16 protein-coding genes are annotated in these 18570 nt (G+C 60.2%); 3 read left to right on the top strand and 13 right to left on the bottom strand.

What is annotated here, in order from left to right; translation table 11 throughout:
* Window positions 1–169: 169 nt before the first annotated feature.
* The 3 genes from AC07S6_RS16845 to plsB are packed head-to-tail and all read right to left on the bottom strand — an operon-like array spanning window position 170 to window position 3859.
* Window positions 170–859 (bottom strand): DUF4197 domain-containing protein, encoded by a 690-nt coding sequence (locus AC07S6_RS16845; protein ID WP_003189124.1) that lies wholly within the window; start codon window positions 857–859, stop codon window positions 170–172.
* A 27-nt stretch (window positions 860–886) separates the two neighbouring features.
* Window positions 887–1288: a YbaY family lipoprotein gene (locus AC07S6_RS16840; protein ID WP_495112656.1), complete on the bottom strand. Its 402-nt coding sequence runs from the start codon at window positions 1286–1288 to the stop codon at window positions 887–889.
* Window positions 1289–1339: 51 nt separating this feature from the next.
* A complete protein-coding gene (gene plsB, locus AC07S6_RS16835) occupies window positions 1340–3859 on the bottom strand; it encodes a glycerol-3-phosphate 1-O-acyltransferase PlsB (RefSeq protein WP_495112655.1) in 2520 nt (839 codons plus the stop codon).
* Window positions 3860–4039: 180 nt separating this feature from the next.
* On the opposite strand from plsB, the gene AC07S6_RS16830 reads away from it, so the two are divergent.
* Window positions 4040–4249 carry a cold-shock protein gene (locus AC07S6_RS16830; protein WP_034126819.1) on the top strand — a complete coding sequence of 70 codons (210 nt, stop codon included), beginning with the start codon at window positions 4040–4042 and terminating at the stop codon, window positions 4247–4249.
* 119 nt (window positions 4250–4368) lie between these two features.
* Here AC07S6_RS16830 and AC07S6_RS16825 read toward each other — a convergent pair whose 3' ends face one another.
* The 4 genes from AC07S6_RS16825 to AC07S6_RS16810 all read right to left on the bottom strand — a co-directional run bounded on the left by AC07S6_RS16825 (window position 4369) and on the right by AC07S6_RS16810 (window position 9606).
* Complete coding sequence (locus AC07S6_RS16825; protein ID WP_034126820.1) at window positions 4369–4746, bottom strand: hypothetical protein; 378 nt, start codon at window positions 4744–4746, stop codon at window positions 4369–4371.
* A 54-nt stretch (window positions 4747–4800) separates the two neighbouring features.
* Window positions 4801–5610 (bottom strand): putative RNA methyltransferase, encoded by an 810-nt coding sequence (locus AC07S6_RS16820; RefSeq protein ID WP_495112654.1) that lies wholly within the window; start codon window positions 5608–5610, stop codon window positions 4801–4803.
* Window positions 5610–6761 (bottom strand): succinyl-diaminopimelate desuccinylase, encoded by a 1152-nt coding sequence (dapE, locus tag AC07S6_RS16815; protein ID WP_495112653.1) that lies wholly within the window; start codon window positions 6759–6761, stop codon window positions 5610–5612. Before dapE ends, AC07S6_RS16820 begins: the two co-directional genes overlap by 1 nt.
* A gap of 253 nt (window positions 6762–7014) precedes the next feature.
* Window positions 7015–9606 carry a glycosyltransferase gene (locus AC07S6_RS16810; RefSeq protein ID WP_034126823.1) on the bottom strand — a complete coding sequence of 864 codons (2592 nt, stop codon included), beginning with the start codon at window positions 9604–9606 and terminating at the stop codon, window positions 7015–7017.
* Between the two features lie 217 nt (window positions 9607–9823).
* Between AC07S6_RS16810 and tcdA the strand changes: the two genes are divergently transcribed.
* Window positions 9824–10633, top strand: coding sequence for a tRNA cyclic N6-threonylcarbamoyladenosine(37) synthase TcdA (tcdA, locus tag AC07S6_RS16805; protein ID WP_019817865.1), 810 nt, complete (start codon window positions 9824–9826; stop codon window positions 10631–10633).
* 117 nt (window positions 10634–10750) lie between these two features.
* Here tcdA and AC07S6_RS16800 read toward each other — a convergent pair whose 3' ends face one another.
* The 4 genes from AC07S6_RS16800 to AC07S6_RS16785 form a co-directional block, all read right to left on the bottom strand.
* Window positions 10751–11164 (bottom strand): SufE family protein, encoded by a 414-nt coding sequence (locus tag AC07S6_RS16800; RefSeq protein WP_495112652.1) that lies wholly within the window; start codon window positions 11162–11164, stop codon window positions 10751–10753.
* Window positions 11161–12366 carry an aminotransferase class V-fold PLP-dependent enzyme gene (locus tag AC07S6_RS16795; protein ID WP_495112651.1) on the bottom strand — a complete coding sequence of 402 codons (1206 nt, stop codon included), beginning with the start codon at window positions 12364–12366 and terminating at the stop codon, window positions 11161–11163. Before AC07S6_RS16795 ends, AC07S6_RS16800 begins: the two co-directional genes overlap by 4 nt.
* Window positions 12367–12433: 67 nt before the next feature.
* Entirely contained in the window at window positions 12434–13468 is a 1035-nt protein-coding gene (dapD, locus tag AC07S6_RS16790) for a 2,3,4,5-tetrahydropyridine-2,6-dicarboxylate N-succinyltransferase (RefSeq protein ID WP_034126827.1), read from the bottom strand.
* A gap of 31 nt (window positions 13469–13499) precedes the next feature.
* Window positions 13500–13808, bottom strand: coding sequence for an arsenate reductase (locus tag AC07S6_RS16785; protein WP_229999207.1), 309 nt, complete (start codon window positions 13806–13808; stop codon window positions 13500–13502).
* A 279-nt stretch (window positions 13809–14087) separates the two neighbouring features.
* Between AC07S6_RS16785 and AC07S6_RS16780 the strand changes: the two genes are divergently transcribed.
* Window positions 14088–15731, top strand: a complete 1644-nt coding sequence (locus tag AC07S6_RS16780; protein WP_495112650.1) for a Na+/H+ antiporter — start codon at window positions 14088–14090, stop codon at window positions 15729–15731.
* 68 nt (window positions 15732–15799) lie between these two features.
* Here AC07S6_RS16780 and AC07S6_RS16775 read toward each other — a convergent pair whose 3' ends face one another.
* Together AC07S6_RS16775 and dapC are read right to left on the bottom strand one after the other, a co-directional pair.
* Window positions 15800–16927, bottom strand: coding sequence for a M12 family metallopeptidase (locus AC07S6_RS16775; RefSeq protein ID WP_495112649.1), 1128 nt, complete (start codon window positions 16925–16927; stop codon window positions 15800–15802).
* A 406-nt stretch (window positions 16928–17333) separates the two neighbouring features.
* Window positions 17334–18533, bottom strand: coding sequence for a succinyldiaminopimelate transaminase (gene dapC / locus AC07S6_RS16770; protein WP_495112648.1), 1200 nt, complete (start codon window positions 18531–18533; stop codon window positions 17334–17336).
* Between the last annotated feature and the right edge of the window lie 37 nt (window positions 18534–18570).

Here is an 18570-nt window from a genome sequence, read left to right as displayed (position 1 = left end):
TCCTGAAGAGTGCAATCCCAAGCCCCCTGCGAAGTGTTGCTACATAAAAATCGTTGAGCTGACGATTGTCATGAAGGCGGCCATAAAATACTGACTTTGAGGCTCTTTTTTGCGCAAACGCCTCGAGAATACGAGGCGCTTGTGGGGGGGCAGGGCAGATCGGCAGGTTTTACAGCGCGCCAAACACCTTCTTGGCCAAGCTGGTAGCCGCAGCCGCTGGATTCTTGCGAATCGTTTCTTCCTGCTGCGCAATCATCTTGAACAACCCATCCAGGGCCTGCTCGGTCACGTAGTTCTCAACGTTGGCGCTCTTGGCATCCACCGCGCCAAAGGCCGCGGCCTTGCCGGCCAGGGCGTTGTACTGCTGGGCCACGCCGACTTTGTCGGTGGCGGCCTTGACGATAGGCAGGAACTTGGCGCGAATCTCTTCACGGCTGCTTTTGTTCAGGTACTGGGTGGCGGAGTCCTGGCCACCGCTGAGAATGCCCTTGGCGTCGGTCACGCTCATGTTCTTCACTGCGTTGACCAGGATCGGCTGGGCCTGGGTCACGGCGGTTTCTGCGGCCTTGTTCATGCTGGTTTCCAGCTGCGTGACCTGGTCACCCATGCCGAACATTTTCAACTTGTCGGCGACTTTGCCGAGTTTGCCCGGCAGGCCGATCTTCACGTCCGGATTGTTACTGAAACCACCGGGCGTCCCGAGTTGTTTCACAGCAATCTGTGCACCTTGAGTCAAGGCATCCTTGAGGCCGCCGCTGGCGTCACCCTGGGACAGGCTGCCGAGATCCAGAGCCATGGCGTTGGCGCCGAATAGCAAGCCAGCACACAGGGCGGTGAGGCGAAGAGATTTGCGGAGCATGGGCGCTTCCTTATGAAGTGGGAATGATCAGTGTGCGGCTGCATCCACGCGCAGGCGCAGCGGTTGTGGGTCCTGGCCGTTGAGCTGCACCGTGTACCGCTCGGTGGTGATAAACAGTAGCTTGCCGTCCAGCTCGATGCGAGCGCTGACCGAGTATGTGTGGCCTGGCTTAACCTGGGCCGGGTTATAGCTCAGGTGAAACGGCAGCGGCACCTGGCCTTTGACCGGGCCTTTCTGTTCGGCGAGGGTCACGGCCGGGGCGTCCATCAGGGACACGTCCTGCAGGCTGACACTCAAGGTGGCGGCTGGCGGCAGGGCGATGCGTTGCAGGTAGAACACTTCGCCGTCAAGGCCGGCCTTCGGGGTTGGGGTCATCGAGTGGCAGGCTCCGAGCAGGGCGGTCAGGCCCAGGAGGATGAGTTTTTTCAAGGTGCGGCTCCTTTTCAACGGCGCCGGAATCCGCCCGACGCCTCATTCAGTCTAGCGCTGTGCTTCAGGGTTGACGGCAACCGGTTCCGCCGCAGCCTCGGCTGCACCGTCCACGCGGTGCAAGGCAACCTGGCGGATCGACAGGCGAATATCCGCCGGCAGTACGCGTTTGGCGGCGCCTTCGGCCAGTTCGCCGAGCAGGTCGTGATAGCCCAGCTTGCCGGCTTCATCGCGGCGCAGCACATCTTGCTCCAGCAACGTCTGGATAAAATGTCGGAAAAGACTCTTGTCGAAGAATTCCGGGGCATTGAGGCCGTGCAGGATCGACAGGCGCTGGGCCATGATCGTGCACAGGTCTTCCAGCTCTTCGGCGCTGATGCTGTTCTGGCCGCTGTTGAGCAGTAACGAGATCGCCATGTAGAAACGTTGCAGGGTCTGGGCGATGCTCTTGGACAGCAGCGTCAGCAGCACAAAGTGCCGCGAACTCGGCGCCGGGCGCAGGTACACGGCGTTTTCGAAACGCAGCAGGCCTTGTTCGACAAACGCGTCCAGCCATTGATCGACCACGTTGTCCAAGTCGTCCAAGGACCAACGAATAAACAGTTCCGATTGCAGGTACGGGTAAAGCGCGTGGGTGTAGCGCAGGATCTGGTCGCGGCTCATCCGCGAGCTGCTCTGGAAGAAGCTCGCCAGCAACGCCGGCAGGGCGAAGATGTGCAGCACGTTGTTGCGGTAGTAGGTCATCAGGACGGCATTCTGCTCATCCAGATAAACGATTTTGCCCAGGGCGTCACTCTGCTCGGACAACAGGTTCATGTCCTTGACGTGCTTGATCAGCGCCAGGCCATCGCCCTCCGGCAAAGTGGTATGGGGCGAGTAGGGCACACGACGCAACAGCGCCAGGTACAGGTCCAGCTGGCGGGCCATGGCCTGTTCATCCAGGGCCAGGCGGGTGGTGGACAGCAGGGCCAGCGCCACCAGGTTCACCGGGTTCACCGCAGCGGCTTCGTTCAAATGACGCGCCACCTGTTCGCCGAGGCGATTGGTGGTTTCGTTGAGCCAGGCCGGTTTGTAGTTCGGCCCCAGTTCCTGGGCGCGCCAGTCCGGTTGCTCGGCGTCGAGGAACTCCGCCAGCTTGATCGGCTCACCGAAGTTGACCGCCACTTGGCCGAAGCGCTGCTTGAGCGCGCCGACCACTTTGAAAATATCGAAGATCGACTCTTTCTTCTTGCTCGCGCCACGCAGTTCGCCCAGGTAAGTGCGGCCTTCGAGCACGCGCTCATAGCCGATATACACCGGCACGAACACGATGGGCATGCGCGAGGAACGCAGGAAGCTGCGTAAGGTGATCGCCAGCATGCCGGTTTTCGGTTGCAGCATGCGCCCGGTGCGCGAGCGGCCGCCTTCGACGAAGTATTCCACCGGGAAACCCTTGGTAAACAGGGTGTGCAGGTATTCGTTGAACACCGAGGTGTACAAAGGGTTGCCCTTGAAGGTGCGGCGCATGAAAAACGCACCGCCACGGCGCAGCAGGCTGCCGATCACCGGCATGTTGAGGTTGATGCCGGCAGCGATGTGCGGTGGGGTCAGGCCGTTCTTGAACAGCAGGTAGGACAGCAGTAGGTAGTCGATGTGGCTGCGGTGGCAAGGCACGTAGATCACCTCGTAGCCTTGGGCCACCTTTTGCACGCCCTCGATGTTATTGACCTTGATACCGTCGTAAATCTTGTTCCAGAACCAGCTCAATACCACTTCCAGGAAGCGGATCGCGGTGTAGGTGTAATCCGAGGCAATCTCGTTGCCATAGCGCAGGGCCAGGGCCTTGGCTTTTTCCGGGGCGATCTTTTCGCGTTCGGCTTCATCCGCAATGGCTTGGCGTACCAGCGGCATATTGACCAGGCCCTTGACCAGATTACGGCGGTGGGACAGGTCGGGACCAATCACTGCCGTCTTCAGGTTACGAAAGTGCACACGCAGGATGCGCTGGGCCATGCGCACGGTGCGTTCGTGGCCTTTATTGTGCTCGATCAATTCACGCAGGTTGATAGGCGCGGAGAATTGCACGCGGGTCTTGCGCCCCAGGATCAGGATGCTCAACAACCGGCGTAGACGCCCGGTGACCGCCCAGCTGTCGGCGAATAAAAGCTTCCAGGGGCTGGACTCGCTTTCGGGGGATTGGCCCCAGAACACACTGACCGGAATGATTTGTGCATTCTCTTCGGCGTGTTCGGTGAGGGTGTTGACTAGGCGCGTCAGGGTGGGCGGCGCACCGCGCTTGTCCTGGCGACCGAGCCAATCCGGATCCGGCGTGAGGTAGAAGAACGCCGCAGGCTCCATCAGCGGCCCCACAGATACCGGCAGCACCGGACGTGGCAGGCCAGCCTTGGTGCACTCGGCATCGACCACCGCCAACTCGGTCAGGGAGGGTGATTGCAGGACGTAGAAAACCGGCCGGCTGCGGTCCAGGTTGAGGGTTAGGGACGACTGGTTGATCGTCTCTGAGCGAACCCAGAGGTACAACAGTCGGCGCAAGGTGCCAAACACCAGACGGCGGAACGGGGAGCGGGTCATAGGCGAGCTGCTTCAAGTGGAAAAAACCGAGCAGGCGCTCGGGCGGGTAGTGTGCCGTATTCGCCGAAAATCGGCAAAAAAGCAGCGATGTAAAGTTGAGTTGATGGTTTTTGAGCCTGTCTTATACTCGGCAGTTCAATGCGAGCGACTCAACAATAAAAAACCAGTGGGAGTGAACAGATGTCAACGCGCGAAACCGGCAATGTGAAGTGGTTCAACGATGCAAAGGGCTACGGCTTTATCCAGCGTGAAGATGGCAAGGATGTGTTTGTGCACTACCGCGCCATTCGCGGTGAAGGCCACCGCTCGTTGGCAGAAGGCCAGCAGGTGGAATACGCCGTGGTGACCGGCGAGAAGGGCTTGCAGGCGGAGGATGTGGTCGGCCTGTAACAACGTTGTTTGATCGTTCCCACGCTCTGCGTGGGAACGCCTCTTGTGACGCTCCGCGTCACGCTTTGGGACGCAGAGCGTCCCAGGCTACTTTCCCACGCAGAGCGTGGGAACGATCTTCAGGCGGTTTTCCACGTGATCTGCTCTTCACCGTCTTCGCTGATGCGAATCCAGGTGTCGGCACTTTCCTCACCTTCTTCCTCAACCCAGGTGCCCGGTGCGCAACGCACTTCGACGTTCAGCGCGGCAAACGCGGCGCGGGCGCAGGCGATGTCGTCGTCCCACGGGGTCTGGTCGCTTTCCAGGTACAGGCTGTTCCATTTGCCCACCGCCTTGGGCAGCCAGGTCACCGGCACGCTGCCGGCCTTGCACTTGTAGGTCTGGCCTTTCTGGACCCAATCGGTGCACGGGCCCAGGGCGGCACCCAGCCAGGCGGCGATGGCCTTGTGATCGACGTCGGCGTCCTTCAGGTAAATCTCAATATCGGGTTGGCGCATGGATGTTCCTCGTTGCGGGATTCGAAAATCCATTCGCGGGTGGGTGAACGTCAGTCATTGAAGCACGAAATAATCGTAACGCATCGACACCGTGACCTGCAGCGGCTCGGCCGCCTCGATCACCTCGTGGCGGCGCTCGGCACTGGCCCGCCAGCCGTGGGGCGTCATCGCCAGCAGGTTGGCGCGGTCCTGGGCTTCGGCCAGGCTCAGGGTGAATTCCAGTGTTTCACTGTGTGCCAGGTGCATGCCGTCCGGCACCAGGGCCAGATGTTTGTCGTCGGTATACTCGCGTACCTCGTCGTAAAGACGCTCGCGCAGTTCCATCAAGTGGCCGCTGGTCGGGCCGACCTTCATCAAACCGCCGCCGGGACTGAGCAGGCGCTTGGCCTCTTGCCAGTCCAACGGGCTGAACACGCTGGCGAGGAACTGGCAGCTGGCATCGGCCAATGGCACGCGGGCCATGCTGGCGATCAACCAGGTCAGCGCCGGGTTGCGTTTGCACGCGCGCTTGACCGCTTCCTTGGAGATATCCAGGGCATAGCCATCGGCGTGGGGTAGGGCCTGGGCAATTTGCGCGGTGTAGTAACCCTCGCCACACCCAATGTCGACCCAGCGCTGCGGTGCACGCTCGGCGGCCAGTTCGGCCAGGCGCTTGGCCACCGGGGCGTAGTGCCCGGCGTTGAGGAAGTCGCGGCGCGCCTCGACCATGGCCAGGTTATCGCCTGGGTCGCGGCTGTTCTTGTGCTGCACCGGCAACAGGTTCAGGTAACCCTGGCGCGCGCGATCGAAACGGTGCCCGGCCGAGCACGCCACGCCACTGTCCACCGCATTGAGCGGTGCGCTGCAAATGGGGCAGGCAAGCATCAGGCGAGCAACTTGATCAGAGTCTGGTAGTAGATTTCGGTCAGCACATCGAGGTCGCTGGCCAGGATACGTTCGTTGACCTGGTGGATCGTCGCATTGACCGGCCCCAGTTCGACCACCTGGGTGCCCAACGTCGCAATGAAGCGCCCATCGGAGGTACCGCCGCTGGTGGACGCCTGGGTCTCACGCCCGGTGATCGCCAGGATGCTGGCCGACACCGCATCCAGCAGCGCACCCGGCTCGGTGAGGAACGGGAGGCCCGACAGCGCCCACTCGACGTGCCAGTCCAGGCCATGTTTGTCGAGAATGACCGCGACGCGTTGTTGCAGGCCCTCGACGGTGGACTCGGTGGAAAAACGGAAGTTGAACACCGCCGTCAGGTCACCCGGGATCACGTTGGTGGCGCCGGTACCGGAGTTGAGGTTGGAAATCTGGAAGCTGGTTGGCGGGAAGAACGTGTTGCCGTCATCCCAATGCTCGGCAGCGAGTTCGGCCAGCGCCGGTGCGGCCAGGTGGATCGGGTTCTTTGCCAGATGCGGGTAAGCCACATGGCCCTGTACACCGCGCACTGTCAAGGTGGCGCCGAGGGAGCCACGGCGGCCGTTCTTGACCACGTCGCCCACCAGGCTGGTGCTCGACGGTTCGCCGACGATGCACCAGTCCAGGCGCTCCTTGCGTGCGGCCAAGCGTTCAATTACGGCCTTGGTGCCATGGTGCGCCGGGCCTTCTTCGTCGCTGGTGATCAGGAAGGCGACCGAACCCTTGTGGTCCGGGTAGTCGCTGACGAAACGTTCCGCCGCCACCAGCATCGCCGCCAGGCTGCCTTTCATGTCCGCCGCGCCACGGCCGCAGAGCATGCCGTTGTCATCGATCAACGCGTCGAACGGGTCGTTCTGCCAGGCCTGTACCGGGCCGGTCGGCACCACGTCGGTGTGACCGGCAAAACACAGCACCGGGCCTTCGTGCTTGCCGTGGGTGGCCCAGAAGTTGTCCACATCTTCGATGCGCATCGGTTCAAGCGCAAAACCGGCGCCGCCCAGGCGCTGCATCATCAGCTTCTGGCAATCGGCATCGATCGGCGTGACCGACGGGCGACGGATCAGGTCGATGGCAAGTTGAAGGGTCGGCGAAAGGTCGGCATGGGCCGTCATGGGGGAACTCCGGAAAGCGTGTGGTGGGCGCAGGACGAATGTGGAAATACCGAGCCTGGAGCGACGCAATTCCAATGTGGGAGCTGGCTTGCCGGCGATAGCATCGCTGCGGTGTGCCTGTCAGACCGCGGCGTCTGCATCGCAGGCAAGCCAGCTCCCACATAGAATTGGGCCAGGCCAAGTCTCACAAACGGCCGTTATCTTATAGCAAAACGGCGGCCAAGGGCCGCCGTTTAGTGCATCGCGTGACTTTTTACGCCGCCGGCGCAGCCTCAGGCGCCGTCGAAGGTTTGGGCAGCGACGACAAGAACGCCATGATCAGCGCCGCCACGTACGGCAGCGACTGCACCAGCAACATCACCACCCAGAAGCGAATGTCATTGCTCGGCAGGCCTTGCACCAGGTAGATCCCCAGCGCCGCGCCCCACAGCAGCAGCATGATGAACATTTCTTCGCGGGCTTCGGAAATCGCCACCCAGAAGCCGTGGTTATCCGCGTTTTTCGGTGTACGAAAGAACGGAATGCTGCTGGTGAAGAAGCCGTACAACACCGCCTTGGCGATGGTATGAGACAGCGCCAACCCGGCCAGCGCCGCGCAGAACGCATCTTTCAAGTTCACACCTACCGCACGACGGTAGAGGAAGATGATCTTGCCGACTTTGAACACAAACAACGCCAACGGCGGGATTGCGAAAATCAGCAATGGCGGGTCGACCCGAGTCGGCACGATGATCATCGCCGCAGACCACAACAGGGCGCCGACGGTAAAGAAGATGTTCATGCCATCGGCCACCCACGGCAACCAGCCCGCAAGGAAGTGGTAGCGCTGGCCACGGGTCAGTTCGGTGTCTTTACCGCGCAACAGGCTGGCGGTGTGGCGCTTGATGATCTGGATCGCGCCATAGGCCCAGCGGAAACGCTGTTTCTTGAAGTCGATAAAGGTATCCGGCATCAAACCCTTGCCGTAGCTGTCGTGGTAGTAGGCCGCCGACAAGCCTTTTTCAAACACACGCAGGCCCAGTTCGGCGTCTTCACAGATGCACCAGTCGGCCCAGCCCAGCTCTTCAAGCACCGAGCGGCGGGTCATGGTCATGGTGCCGTGCTGGATGATCGCGTCACGGTCGTTACGGGTGACCATGCCGATATGGAAGAAGCCCTTGTATTCGGCGTAGCAGAGCTTCTTGAAGGTGCTTTCGTTCTGGTCGCGGTAATCCTGGGGCGACTGCACCACGGCGATTTTCGGGTCGGCGAAGTGCGGCACCATGTGCTTGAGCCAGTTCGGCGATACGCAGTAGTCCGAGTCGATCACTGCGATCACTTCGGCATCCTTGGCGGTGTGCGGGATCAGGTAGTTCAGCGCGCCGCCCTTGAAACCGGCCAGGGGCGCGACGTGGAAGAACTTGAAGCGCGGGCCGAGGGTTTCGCAGTAGTCGCGCACCGGCTCCCACACCGCCGGGTCCTTGGTATTGTTGTCGATGATCAGGACTTCGTAGTCCGGATAGTCGAGGGCGGCCAGGGCATCGAGGGTCTGTTTGACCATTTCCGGCGGCTCGTTGTAGCACGGCACATGGATCGACACTTTCGGGCGGTAGTCCGAGTCGCCTTCCACGGGCAGGAATTCACGCCGACGCTTGTGGGTCCAGACTGCTTCCGCCAGCTCATGGGCTTCGGTCAGCAACACAATGAACACGCCCAGCGCGCCGAGTGCCAGCAACACACCGACCGTCACGCTGAACCAGGTGCTGTATTGCTGGCTGTAGTCGTAGCCGATCCAGACCAGCACCGACCCGCACAGGAACGCAATAAAGGTCAGGAAGGTACGGCCACGCTGGCGCAGGGCCGAGCCATCGATCATCAACAGGGTCAGGGACAGCAGCGCAAGCACCACCGAACCGATGGCCAGCACCCGCCATTGCGGAATCGCTACCACCGGGCCGTCAAAATTGAATTTCTGCTGGCGCGCGGCGTTGAATACACCCCAATACGCACCCGCCGAACCTTCGTCGCTGACCTTCCACGGCTGGTCGAAGGCCTCGATCACGAAGTAGTTGTAACCCTGGCGGTTGAGCTTGTTTACCAGCGTACGCAGGTAAATCGCCTGGTCTGCCGGCGACGATTCATTGCCGCCGCGCATACGGCCGTTGCTCGGCCAGCCCACCTCCGACAGCAGCAGTGGCTTTTTCGGGAAGGCTTTCTTTAGGTCCTTGGCGCGGTCGAGGACGTACTGGCCGGCCTTGTCCATCGGAATGTATTCCCAGAACGGCAGGATGTGCGCGGCGATCAGGTCGACGTGCTTGGCCAGTTGCGGGTTCTTTTCCCAGATGTGCCATTGCTCGGAGGTGGTCACCGGGACTTTCACGGCGGCACGCACGCGGTCGAGCAACACGATCAGGGCTTCGGGGGTGATTTCCTCACGGAACAACGCTTCGTTGCCTACCACTACGCGCACCACACTGCGCGAGGTGTTGGCGATCTCGATAGCGCGCTGGATCTCCCGCTCGTTACGCTCAAGGTCCGGGCTGATCCAGATCCCCAGGGTCACGCGCAGGCCAAACTCTTCGGCCAGCTTCGGAATATCCCCCAGGGGGCCGTCCACCGAGTAGGTACGGATGTTGTCCGTCAGCTTGCTCATGATCGCAAGGTCCTGACGCATCTGTTCGTCGGTAGGGTACTGGCCTTTCTGCGGGTACTGGCCTTGCTGGAACGGCGAGTAGGAAAAGCCGGAGATCTGATCTGGCCAGTTGGGAGCGGTGACCGGGCGGTTGATCAGCGCCCAGAAACCGGTGAACAGCGCGGCAATTGCCAGCACCACCACCAGGTTGAGTCCAAATTTACGCGATGCCATGGTTATGTCGGGTTCCAAAGGGTGCGGAACGAAAGAGGTGTCGGCCTGCGCCGAACGGCGCGCATCCTACACTGGCGCTTCCCTGAGCGTACAGCAGACAGAGAAAAGCCGGACGTTAGTCTGCGAAACTCCATCTAAGTTCTTCACTTGTAACTTGTAGCTTAAAACTTGCTGCTGCGTAGCCCTATAATGCGCGCCGGTTTTTGGGGTAATGATGATGAGTACAGAAGATCCGCGGTTTGCAGGCGTTGCCCGCTTGTACGGCCTTGAGGGCCTGGAACGCTTGAAAGCGGCCCATGTGGCGATCGTCGGCGTCGGCGGCGTGGGTTCCTGGGCGGCAGAAGCGATTGCCCGCTGCGGGGTGGGCGAGATTTCGCTGTTTGACCTGGATGATGTCTGCGTCAGCAACAGCAACCGCCAGTTGCATGCCCTGGACAGCACCGTGGGCAAACCCAAGGTCGAAGTGATGGCTGAGCGCCTGCGCGGCATCAACCCCGATTGCACCGTGCACGCGGTGGCAGACTTCGTCACCCGCGACACCATGGCCGAGTACATCACTCCGACTATCGACTGTGTGATCGACTGCATCGACGCGGTCAACGCCAAGGCGGCGCTGATTGCCTGGTGCAAGCGCCGCAAGATCCAGATCATCACCACCGGCGGCGCCGGTGGGCAGATTGACCCCACGCTGATCCAGGTGTGTGACCTGAACCGCACCTTCAATGACCCGTTGGCCTCGAAAGTGCGCTCTACCTTGCGCCGCGATTATGGCTTTTCGCGCACCGTGACTCGTCATTACAGCGTGCCGTGCGTGTTTTCCACCGAGCAACTGCGCTATCCCAAGCCCGATGGCAGCATTTGCCTGCAGAAGAGTTTTGTCGGTGATGGCGTGAAGCTGGACTGCGCCGGAGGGTTTGGCGCAGTGATGATGGTCACGGCCACGTTCGGCATGGTGGCGGCGACCAAGGCGGTGGACAAGATTGTGGCGGGAGTGCGCAGGCCGTCGGAGCGCATCAAACCCAGCTAAATCTCATTGCCGAATATAGATCCAAATTGTGGGAGCTGGCTTGCCTGCGATAGCGGTGTGTCAGCCACTGAAAATACTGACTGATTCGCCGCTATCGCAGGCAAGCCAGCTCCCACATTATTTCTGTGTACGCGTCAGGTCTCGCATGCGTTGCAGTACGGCATTCAAACCATTGCTGCGCGACGGCGATAACTGGCGCGACAAGCCAAGTTGATTGAACCAGTCAGGCAGGTCAACCGCTTGCAGTTCATCAGCCGACAGCCCATTGACCCGCGCCAGCAGCAACGCCACCAACCCACGAATCATCCGCGCCTCGCTGCTCGCCGTAAACTGCCAATGGCCGCCCTGCAAACGCCCCACCAGCCACACCAGGCTTTCGCAACCTTGCACCAGGTTGGCGTCGACCTTTTCATCATCGGCCAGGGCGGGCAAGCGTTCACCCCATTGCATCAGCACCCGGGCGCGCTGCTCCCAACTGCCAATGGCCTGGAAGGCTTGCAGTGCGGCGTGTGCCTCCAGCGGCAAGCTCATCGCAGCATGTCCAGCGCCCGGTCCAACGCTTCAAAAAAGCGCTCCAGGTCGTCGGAATCGTTGTAGAGCGCCAGTGAAACGCGGATGGCGCCTGACAGATTCATCGCCTTCAACAGCGGCATCGCGCAGTGATGACCGGCACGCACGGCAATGCCTTGCTCGGTCAGCAGGTGGGCGAGGTCGGCGTTGTGCACGCCCTCCACCACAAAACTCACCAGCGCCACCTGCGGCGATCCCAGCACGCGTACGCCATTGCGTGCCTTAAGCCCACGCAGCAGGTAGTCATGCAGGGCGGCTTCGTGGGCGATCACCGCCGAGGGATCCAGTGAACTCAGGTAATCCAGGCTCGCGCCCAGGCCGATCACGCTGGCAATCGGTGGAGTGCCGGCCTCGAAACCCAGCGGCGCGGGGCGAAAGCTGGCGCTGTGGTAGTCGGCCTGTTGCACCATCTCGCCGCCGAACTGCCAGTGGCGCAGGTGGTGCAGGGCCTCATTACGGCCATACAGCACACCCACGCCGTCCGGGCCGTAGAGTTTGTGGCTGGAAAATACGTAGAAGTCGCAGCCCAGGGCCTGCACGTCGTGACGGCCATGGACGATGCCTTGGGCGCCGTCCACCACCGTGAGGGCGCCGTGTGCCTGGGCCATCGTCAGCAAGGCTGGCAGCGGCTGCCAGGCACCGAGCACGTTGGATAACTGGCTCACCGCCAGCAAGCGTGTGCGTGGGCCAATCAAGCTGGCCGCGGCGTCCAGGTCGATGACGCCGTCATCGTCCAGAGGCAAGACCACCAGTGTGAGTGCGCGGCGTTTGGCCAATTGCTGCCAGGGCAACAGGTTGGCGTGGTGTTCCAGTGCGCTGATGGCAATCTCATCGCCCGCATTGAATAAGTGCTCCAGGCCATAGGCCAGGAGGTTCAGCGCAGAGGTTGCGCCGTGGGTAAACACGACCTGCCCGCTGTCACCTGCGTTCAACCACTGCGCGACCTTGCTGCGGCTGTCTTCGAACGCCTGGGTCGCATGGGCTCCGGGCAAATGCTGAGCACGGTGCACATTGGCTGCGCCATTGGCGTAGTAATGACTGATGGCATCCAGCAGGGCTTGGGGTTTTTGCGTGGTGGCGGCGCTGTCCAGATAGGTCTGGTCTTGCCGTTGCAGGGTGGCGATGGCCGGGAAATCGGCGCGCCAGGGGGAGGGCACAAGCATGGTGATCAAGACTCGTATAAGCGAGCCGCCCCCGAAGGTGCGGCCGCTAGTGGCATCGAGTGGCTGCTTAGTTGTGAGCGTGCAGCGCTTCGTTCAGTTCGATGGCCGATTTGTGGGTTTTGCACTCCACGGCACCGGTCTCGGAGTTACGACGGAACAGCAGGTCTGGCTGGCCAGCCAACTCACGCGCCTTGACCACCTTGACCAGTTGGTTCTGCTCATCCAGCAGGGCAACCTTGGTGCCGGCGGTGATGTACAGGCCCGACTCCACCGTGTTGCGGTCGCCCAATGGGATACCGGTACCGGCGTTGGCGCCGATCAGGCAGCCTTCGCCCACCTTGATTACGATATTGCCGCCGCCCGACAGGGTGCCCATGGTGGAGCAACCGCCGCCCAGGTCCGAGCCCTTGCCGACGAATACGCCCGCCGATACGCGGCCTTCGATCATGCCCGGGCCTTCGGTGCCCGCGTTGAAGTTGACGAAGCCTTCGTGCATCACGGTGGTGCCTTCGCCTACGTACGCGCCCAGGCGGATACGTGCAGCGTCAGCGATACGCACGCCAGCCGGTACGACGTAGTCGGTCATTTTCGGGAACTTGTCTACCGAGAACACTTCCAGCAGGTCGCCACGCAGGCGCGCTTCCAGTTGGCGCTCGGCCAGTTCATTGATGTCGATAGCGCCCTGGCTGGTCCAGGCCACGTTCGGCAACTGCGGGAACACGCCGGCCAGGCTCAGGCCGTGGGGCTTGACCAAGCGATGGGACAGCAGGTGCAGCTTGAGGTAGGCCTCAGGCGTGGAGGTCAGCGCTGCGTCTTCGGCCAGCAAGGTCGCGACCAGCGGCGTGTGGCTTTCAGCCAGGCGGCTGAGCAGGGCGGCCTGGGCAGCATCGACGCCTTTGAGCGCGTCAGCCAGTTGCAGGGCCTGGCTCACGGTGAAGGTGATCGCCTGGTTGCCTTCGGTGTAACCGAGGATCGGTGCGATGGCGGCAACGATTTCAGCCGACGGGTTGAGCAAGGGTTGTGCGTAAAACACTTCCAGCCAAGCACCTTGGCGGTTCTGAGTGCCGACGCCGAAGCCCAGGCTGAACAGGGAATTGGACATGCTGTTACCTCTACAAAAATGGAAGGCTGGCCTACTTGAGGGCCGCCGAATAACTATCTGGCTTGAAGCCAATCAGGGTTCTGTCACCGAGATCGAGCACCGGGCGCTTGATCATCGAGGGTTGTGCGAGCATCAATTCAATGGCTTTCGACTGATCGAGATCGGCTTTGCGTTCGTCTTCGAGTTTGCGAAAGGTGGTGCCCGCACGGTTCAAAACCACCTGCCAACCGTGCTCATTGCACCATTGGGTCAAGTGTTCACGGTCGATACCGGCCGTTTTGTAGTCATGGAACTCATAGCTCACCCCGTGCTCATCGAGCCAGGTGCGCGCCTTTTTCATGGTGTCGCAGGCTTTGATGCCGAAAAGGTGCAAGGTTTTGCTTGAAGCACTCAAGGAATTGCCCCCCTTTGGACGTATGAAAATGAAAGATCGCCGATTATGCCACGACCAGCGGGTTTCGGCGCCGCTCGTCAACAGCGTGCGACTTTTGCGCAAAGTGCCAGTGCGCAGCATAGGCGAGTAACATAGCCAGGTAACATAGCCGGGTAATATGGCACTTCAACGGCCAGTTGTTGCCTGATGTGTCTTTGCAAGCCGATTGTCCGGGAAACCCGCGTTATGCAAACCGCCTACACCGTCCTTATCCTGCTGATGCTGGTCAGCCTTTCGCGCCTGGTCGGGCGCATCATCCCACTGCCGTTGCCCCTGGTGCAGATCGCCGCCGGCGCCTTGCTGGCCTGGCCCACGTTGGGGCTGCATGTGGCGCTGGACCCGGAGCTGTTCCTGTTTCTGTTCCTGCCGCCACTGTTGTTTTCCGATGGTTGGCGCATGCCCAAGCGCGAGTTGTGGCGCCTGCGTGGTCCGATCCTGACGTTGGCGGTGGGGCTGGTGCTGTTCACCGTGGTGGGCGCTGGTTACTTTATTCATTGGTTGCTGCCCTCGATCCCCTTGCCGGTGGCCTTTGCCCTGGCAGCGGTTTTATCCCCGACGGACGCCGTGGCGGTATCGGCCATTTCCCAGAACCGTTTGCCCAAGCCGCTGATGCACATGCTCCAGGGCGAGGCCTTGATGAATGACGCGTCGGGCCTGGTGACTTTCAAGTTCGCCCTGGCCGCGGCGTTGACCGGGGTCTTTTCCCTGGCGGATGCCAGCCTCACGTTTGTGTTGGTGGCGGTGGGCGGGCTGGCGGTCGGTGTGGCGCTGAGTTGGTTGGTCGGCCGCCTGCGTAGCTGGATGATCGCGCAGGGTTGGGATGACCCGGCGACCCATGTGGTGTTCATGTTATTGCTGCCCTTTGCCGCTTACGTACTGGCTGAACGCCTGGGCGCGTCCGGCATCCTCTCGGCGGTGGCAGCGGGCATGATGCAAAGCTGGCTCGACCTGCTGCCGCGCCAGACCAGCACGCGCTTGCTCAACCGCAGCGTGTGGTCGTTGCTGGAGTTTGCCTTTAACGGCCTGATCTTCCTGCTGCTCGGTCTGCAACTGCCAGACATCATCAAGGCCGTGGTCAGCCATGAAACCACGCTGTGGCCCACCTTGATGTATCGCTGCCTGGATGTGGTGGCGATCTTCCTGGTGCTGGTGGTATTGCGCTTTATCTGGGTGCAAAGCATCTGGCGGCTGTCGGGGTTGCTGCGCAGGCTACGTGGCAAAAGCGCGCTGACCCTGGTGCCGACGGCCCGTTCCTGCTGGTTGTTGACGGTCGGCGGTGTGCGCGGAGCGGTGACGTTGGCCGGTGTCATGTCGGTGCCCTTGCTGTTGGCGCCTGGCCAGGATTTCCCTGAGCGTGACCTGCTGATCTTTATCGCTGCCGGGGTGATCCTGCTGTCGCTGGTCGCTGCCTGCATCGCGCTGCCGTTACTGCTGCGTGGTGTCGAAAAAGGCCCGGATGAGAAGCGCCACAACGAAGTGCGCGAGGCCTGGAAGAAGACCGCCGTGGCGGCGATCCATGCGCTGGAGGCCCAGGAACCCGCCGAAGCCGAAACCCCGGATGCCGCTCAAGCTGCGCTGGCCACCGAACTCAAGGCGCGGCTGATGGCGGAGTATCGTCATCAGTTGGATGTGTTTAATGATTCGGCTGAAGCCCAGGCGCTGGCCCATCAGATGGATGTGCTGGAGCGTAAGTTGCGGCTCAAGGCCTTACGGGCGCAGCGGTTGGAGTTGTACAGCTTGAGCCGTCATCACCAGATTGGTGATGACGTTTTGCGGGAGGTGTTGGCGGATCTGGATATGAGTGAGGCGAATTTGGGTCAAACCCACTAGTCATTGATACCGTTTTCTGTCCCTGCCGCAGTTTATGGAGGCGCAGTGTAAATAAGTAAGTTGGAACATTAGGCCGATTTTTTAGGGAGGGTAATGTCGGTAAGGCCCAAGGCCTTAGCAAACATATGTTTGACGGCGCGAGCAGTTTTCTTTTTGTTGGCGTCCCAGTGGATCCCCATCGTGGGCTGTGATGTATCGGTACTTTTGGCATCTGTGCCTATTTGGGACCACGAGGTCCCATCCGCGCTCAGCGAAATTCGAATATCGCCGTCGTCTTGGTCGGTGAATACGACGTGATTATTAACGTGAGGTTGTAGTTTTTCAATATTATGCTTCACGAACTTTTGCTGTGCGTCATCCATGCCGTATAGAGATACGGTAACTTTCGTATTCTCGGGCCATAGCTTTTTTACAACGGCGGTAGCTTTGAGCTGTTTAATGCTGTCTTCCCGTGAAGGGTGAGGGGGGAGTGGGTACATGTTTTTGCCTATTAATTTTACATCGCCAAGTGAGGGTTTATTGTTTTTTTTAATTTCAGGGGCGCCTTTTAACTCGGTTGACGTAAACGGGTAGTGCATAATCGATTTCTGGTCGTACTCAGTGAAGATAGGGCCGTTTTTCTGTCGCTTTACTGTGTCAAGTATGTTGTTTTTTAAAGTTTTTTCGGGGTCTTTTAATTCCTTGGTACCCTTTAGAAGCTCAGCTTTATCAAACTTGATAGTGCGATCTGGATGTTGATGCTCATGCAATACACCAATGGCGTGCAAGCCCTCGTGTATGGTGGTAGCGACTATCTCTTCAGGCGTTCGATTGAAATTGATGAAAAACGTGGGTTTGCCGGCCGGCGCTTTTCGGGCGTCTGTTCCCACATATGTGGAACCATTTAACCCGGTTGTTTCGTTATGGCCTACTCGGATATCAGCGTCGGCACCGGCGACGTACTTGAATGTGAGATTGATATAAGGGGTGAATTCACTGAACCCTTTTTTTATAAGAGCTTCTTGGTCAGGGGTAGTTCCGATGAAGCCAATGGTGACGGTTGAATTCTGTGGCCATCTCCGGTGAATTGCGCCTACGCCGCGCTTGGATCTGCTAAGGGGCGTGGACTCCACCTGTGTTTGTTCATTGATGGTGGTGGTCGTCGGGTTTTCTACGTGCGTAGACGTCTGCCTGTAGCTATTGTTGATGACGGACATCTTGTTTGGCTCCAGAATAATCACGGTGTCGAATCAATATTCAATAATTGCGGTACTAATTCGTAAATTATGTGGTTGATCTGGCTGGGCGGTTCCTTTATGTGATCTGACAGATGTAAATATGTTTGTCGGCGATATCTGGCATCCACGCCGCTAGCCGTCGGCGAAATATTCGGGATTATGTTGAGGAGGTAATCGCCGGGAGTCGTTCTGTGATTCAGGGTTGAGGCTAAGCGGAGGGTAAAAAAATACGTTATATAACGTTGTTTCGTCATCATCAGGTGGGTGATGACTTTTTGCGTAAAGTGTTATTGGGATTGAATATAAGTGCCGCGAGTTTAGACAGCGACAACCTCAGGTTTGTTTCGATAATGCCCACTCCTGCCCGGCAGAAGTGGGCTCTTAGTTAGCGCTTGCGCTGAATAAAGTTCCGAATCCTCTGCGCCGCTTCCACACACTCGGCCAACGGCGCCACCAGCGCCAGGCGTACGCGCCCGGCGCCAGGGTTGAAGCCGTCGACTTCGCGCGACAGATACGAACCCGGCACAACGGTCACATGTTCCTCCACGAACAAGTCGCGGCAGAAGGCGGCGTCGTCTCCCTTCACATTCGGCCACAGATAGAAGCCACCGTCTGGAGCTTGTACATCCAGCACGGGCTTGAGAATGGCCAGTACGGCGTCGAATTTCTCCCGATACATGTCACGGTTGACCAGTACGTGAGCTTCATCCTGCCAGGCCGCAATGCTTGCAAGCTGGGTTTGCACTGGCATCGCGCAGCCGTGGTAGGTGCGGTACAGCAAAAAGGCCTTGAGGATCTCGGCGTCGCCGGCCACGAAGCCTGAACGCAGGCCTGGCAGGTTGGAGCGCTTGGACAGGCTGTGGAACACCACACAACGCTTGAAGTCCTGGCGGCCCAGTTCGACGCAGGCGCTGAGCAGTCCCGGTGGTGGGGTTTGCTCGTCGAAGTACAGCTCGCTGTAGCATTCGTCGGAGGCGATGACGAAATCGTATTCATCGGCCAGGGCGATGAGTTTTTTCAGGGTGGCGACCGGAATCAGCGCACCGGTCGGGTTGCCGGGGGAGCACAGGAACAGGATCTGGCAGCGTTTCCAGATATCGGGGGAAACAGCATCGAAGTCTGGATTGAAGCCGTTGCTATCCAGGCACGGCAGGTAATGCGGCTTGGCCCCGGCCAGGAACGCAGCGCCTTCGTAGATCTGGTAGAACGGGTTGGGGCTCACCACCAGCGCATCGTCGCCACGGTTGACCACGGTCTGGGTGAAGGCAAACAGCGCCTCGCGCGTACCGTTGACCGGCAGGATGTTGCGCGCCGGGTCCAGCCAGGCCTTGGGCACGTTGAAGCGGCGTTCGCACCAGGCGCCGATGGCTTCACGCAGTGCCGGGATACCCAATGTGGTGGGGTACACCGCCATTTGATCGAGGTTATTGCTCAAGGCCTCGGCAACGAAGGCCGGTGACGTGTGCTTGGGCTCGCCGATGGACAGTGCGATCGGGCGTTTGTCCGGGTTCGGCGTCACGCTGCCGAGCAGGGCGCGCAGCTTCTCGAAGGGGTAGGGCTGCAACTGGTTAAGGGCGTTGTTCATATAAGCCTCTATCACGGTGAGCGCGGACCTGTGGGAG

The organism is Pseudomonas sp. GW821-FHT07B01 (assembly GCF_059419065.1).
This window is presented reverse-complemented; position numbering and strand designations above follow the sequence as displayed.

Bases quoted from the DNA above. Each gene is read 5' to 3' on its own strand.
- AC07S6_RS16785 (WP_229999207.1), bottom strand. From the start codon at position 13,808: ATGAAAAAGGCGCGCACCTGGCTCGATGAGCACGGGGTGAGCTATGAG.
- tcdA (WP_019817865.1), top strand. From the start codon at position 9,824: ATGAGTACAGAAGATCCGCGGTTTGCAGGCGTTGCCCGCTTGTACGGC.
- AC07S6_RS16800 (WP_495112652.1), bottom strand. From the start codon at position 11,164: ATGAGCTTGCCGCTGGAGGCACACGCCGCACTGCAAGCCTTCCAGGCC.
- AC07S6_RS16775 (WP_495112649.1), bottom strand. From the start codon at position 16,927: ATGTCCGTCATCAACAATAGCTACAGGCAGACGTCTACGCACGTAGAA.
- AC07S6_RS16825 (WP_034126820.1), bottom strand. From the start codon at position 4,746: ATGCGCCAACCCGATATTGAGATTTACCTGAAGGACGCCGACGTCGAT.
- AC07S6_RS16820 (WP_495112654.1), bottom strand. From the start codon at position 5,610: ATGCTTGCCTGCCCCATTTGCAGCGCACCGCTCAATGCGGTGGACAGT.
- dapD (WP_034126827.1), bottom strand. From the start codon at position 13,468: ATGTCCAATTCCCTGTTCAGCCTGGGCTTCGGCGTCGGCACTCAGAAC.
- AC07S6_RS16810 (WP_034126823.1), bottom strand. From the start codon at position 9,606: ATGGCATCGCGTAAATTTGGACTCAACCTGGTGGTGGTGCTGGCAATT.
- plsB (WP_495112655.1), bottom strand. From the start codon at position 3,859: ATGACCCGCTCCCCGTTCCGCCGTCTGGTGTTTGGCACCTTGCGCCGA.
- dapC (WP_495112648.1), bottom strand. From the start codon at position 18,533: ATGAACAACGCCCTTAACCAGTTGCAGCCCTACCCCTTCGAGAAGCTG.
- AC07S6_RS16780 (WP_495112650.1), top strand. From the start codon at position 14,088: ATGCAAACCGCCTACACCGTCCTTATCCTGCTGATGCTGGTCAGCCTT.
- dapE (WP_495112653.1), bottom strand. From the start codon at position 6,761: ATGACGGCCCATGCCGACCTTTCGCCGACCCTTCAACTTGCCATCGAC.
- AC07S6_RS16830 (WP_034126819.1), top strand. From the start codon at position 4,040: ATGTCAACGCGCGAAACCGGCAATGTGAAGTGGTTCAACGATGCAAAG.
- AC07S6_RS16845 (WP_003189124.1), bottom strand. From the start codon at position 859: ATGCTCCGCAAATCTCTTCGCCTCACCGCCCTGTGTGCTGGCTTGCTA.
- AC07S6_RS16795 (WP_495112651.1), bottom strand. From the start codon at position 12,366: ATGCTTGTGCCCTCCCCCTGGCGCGCCGATTTCCCGGCCATCGCCACC.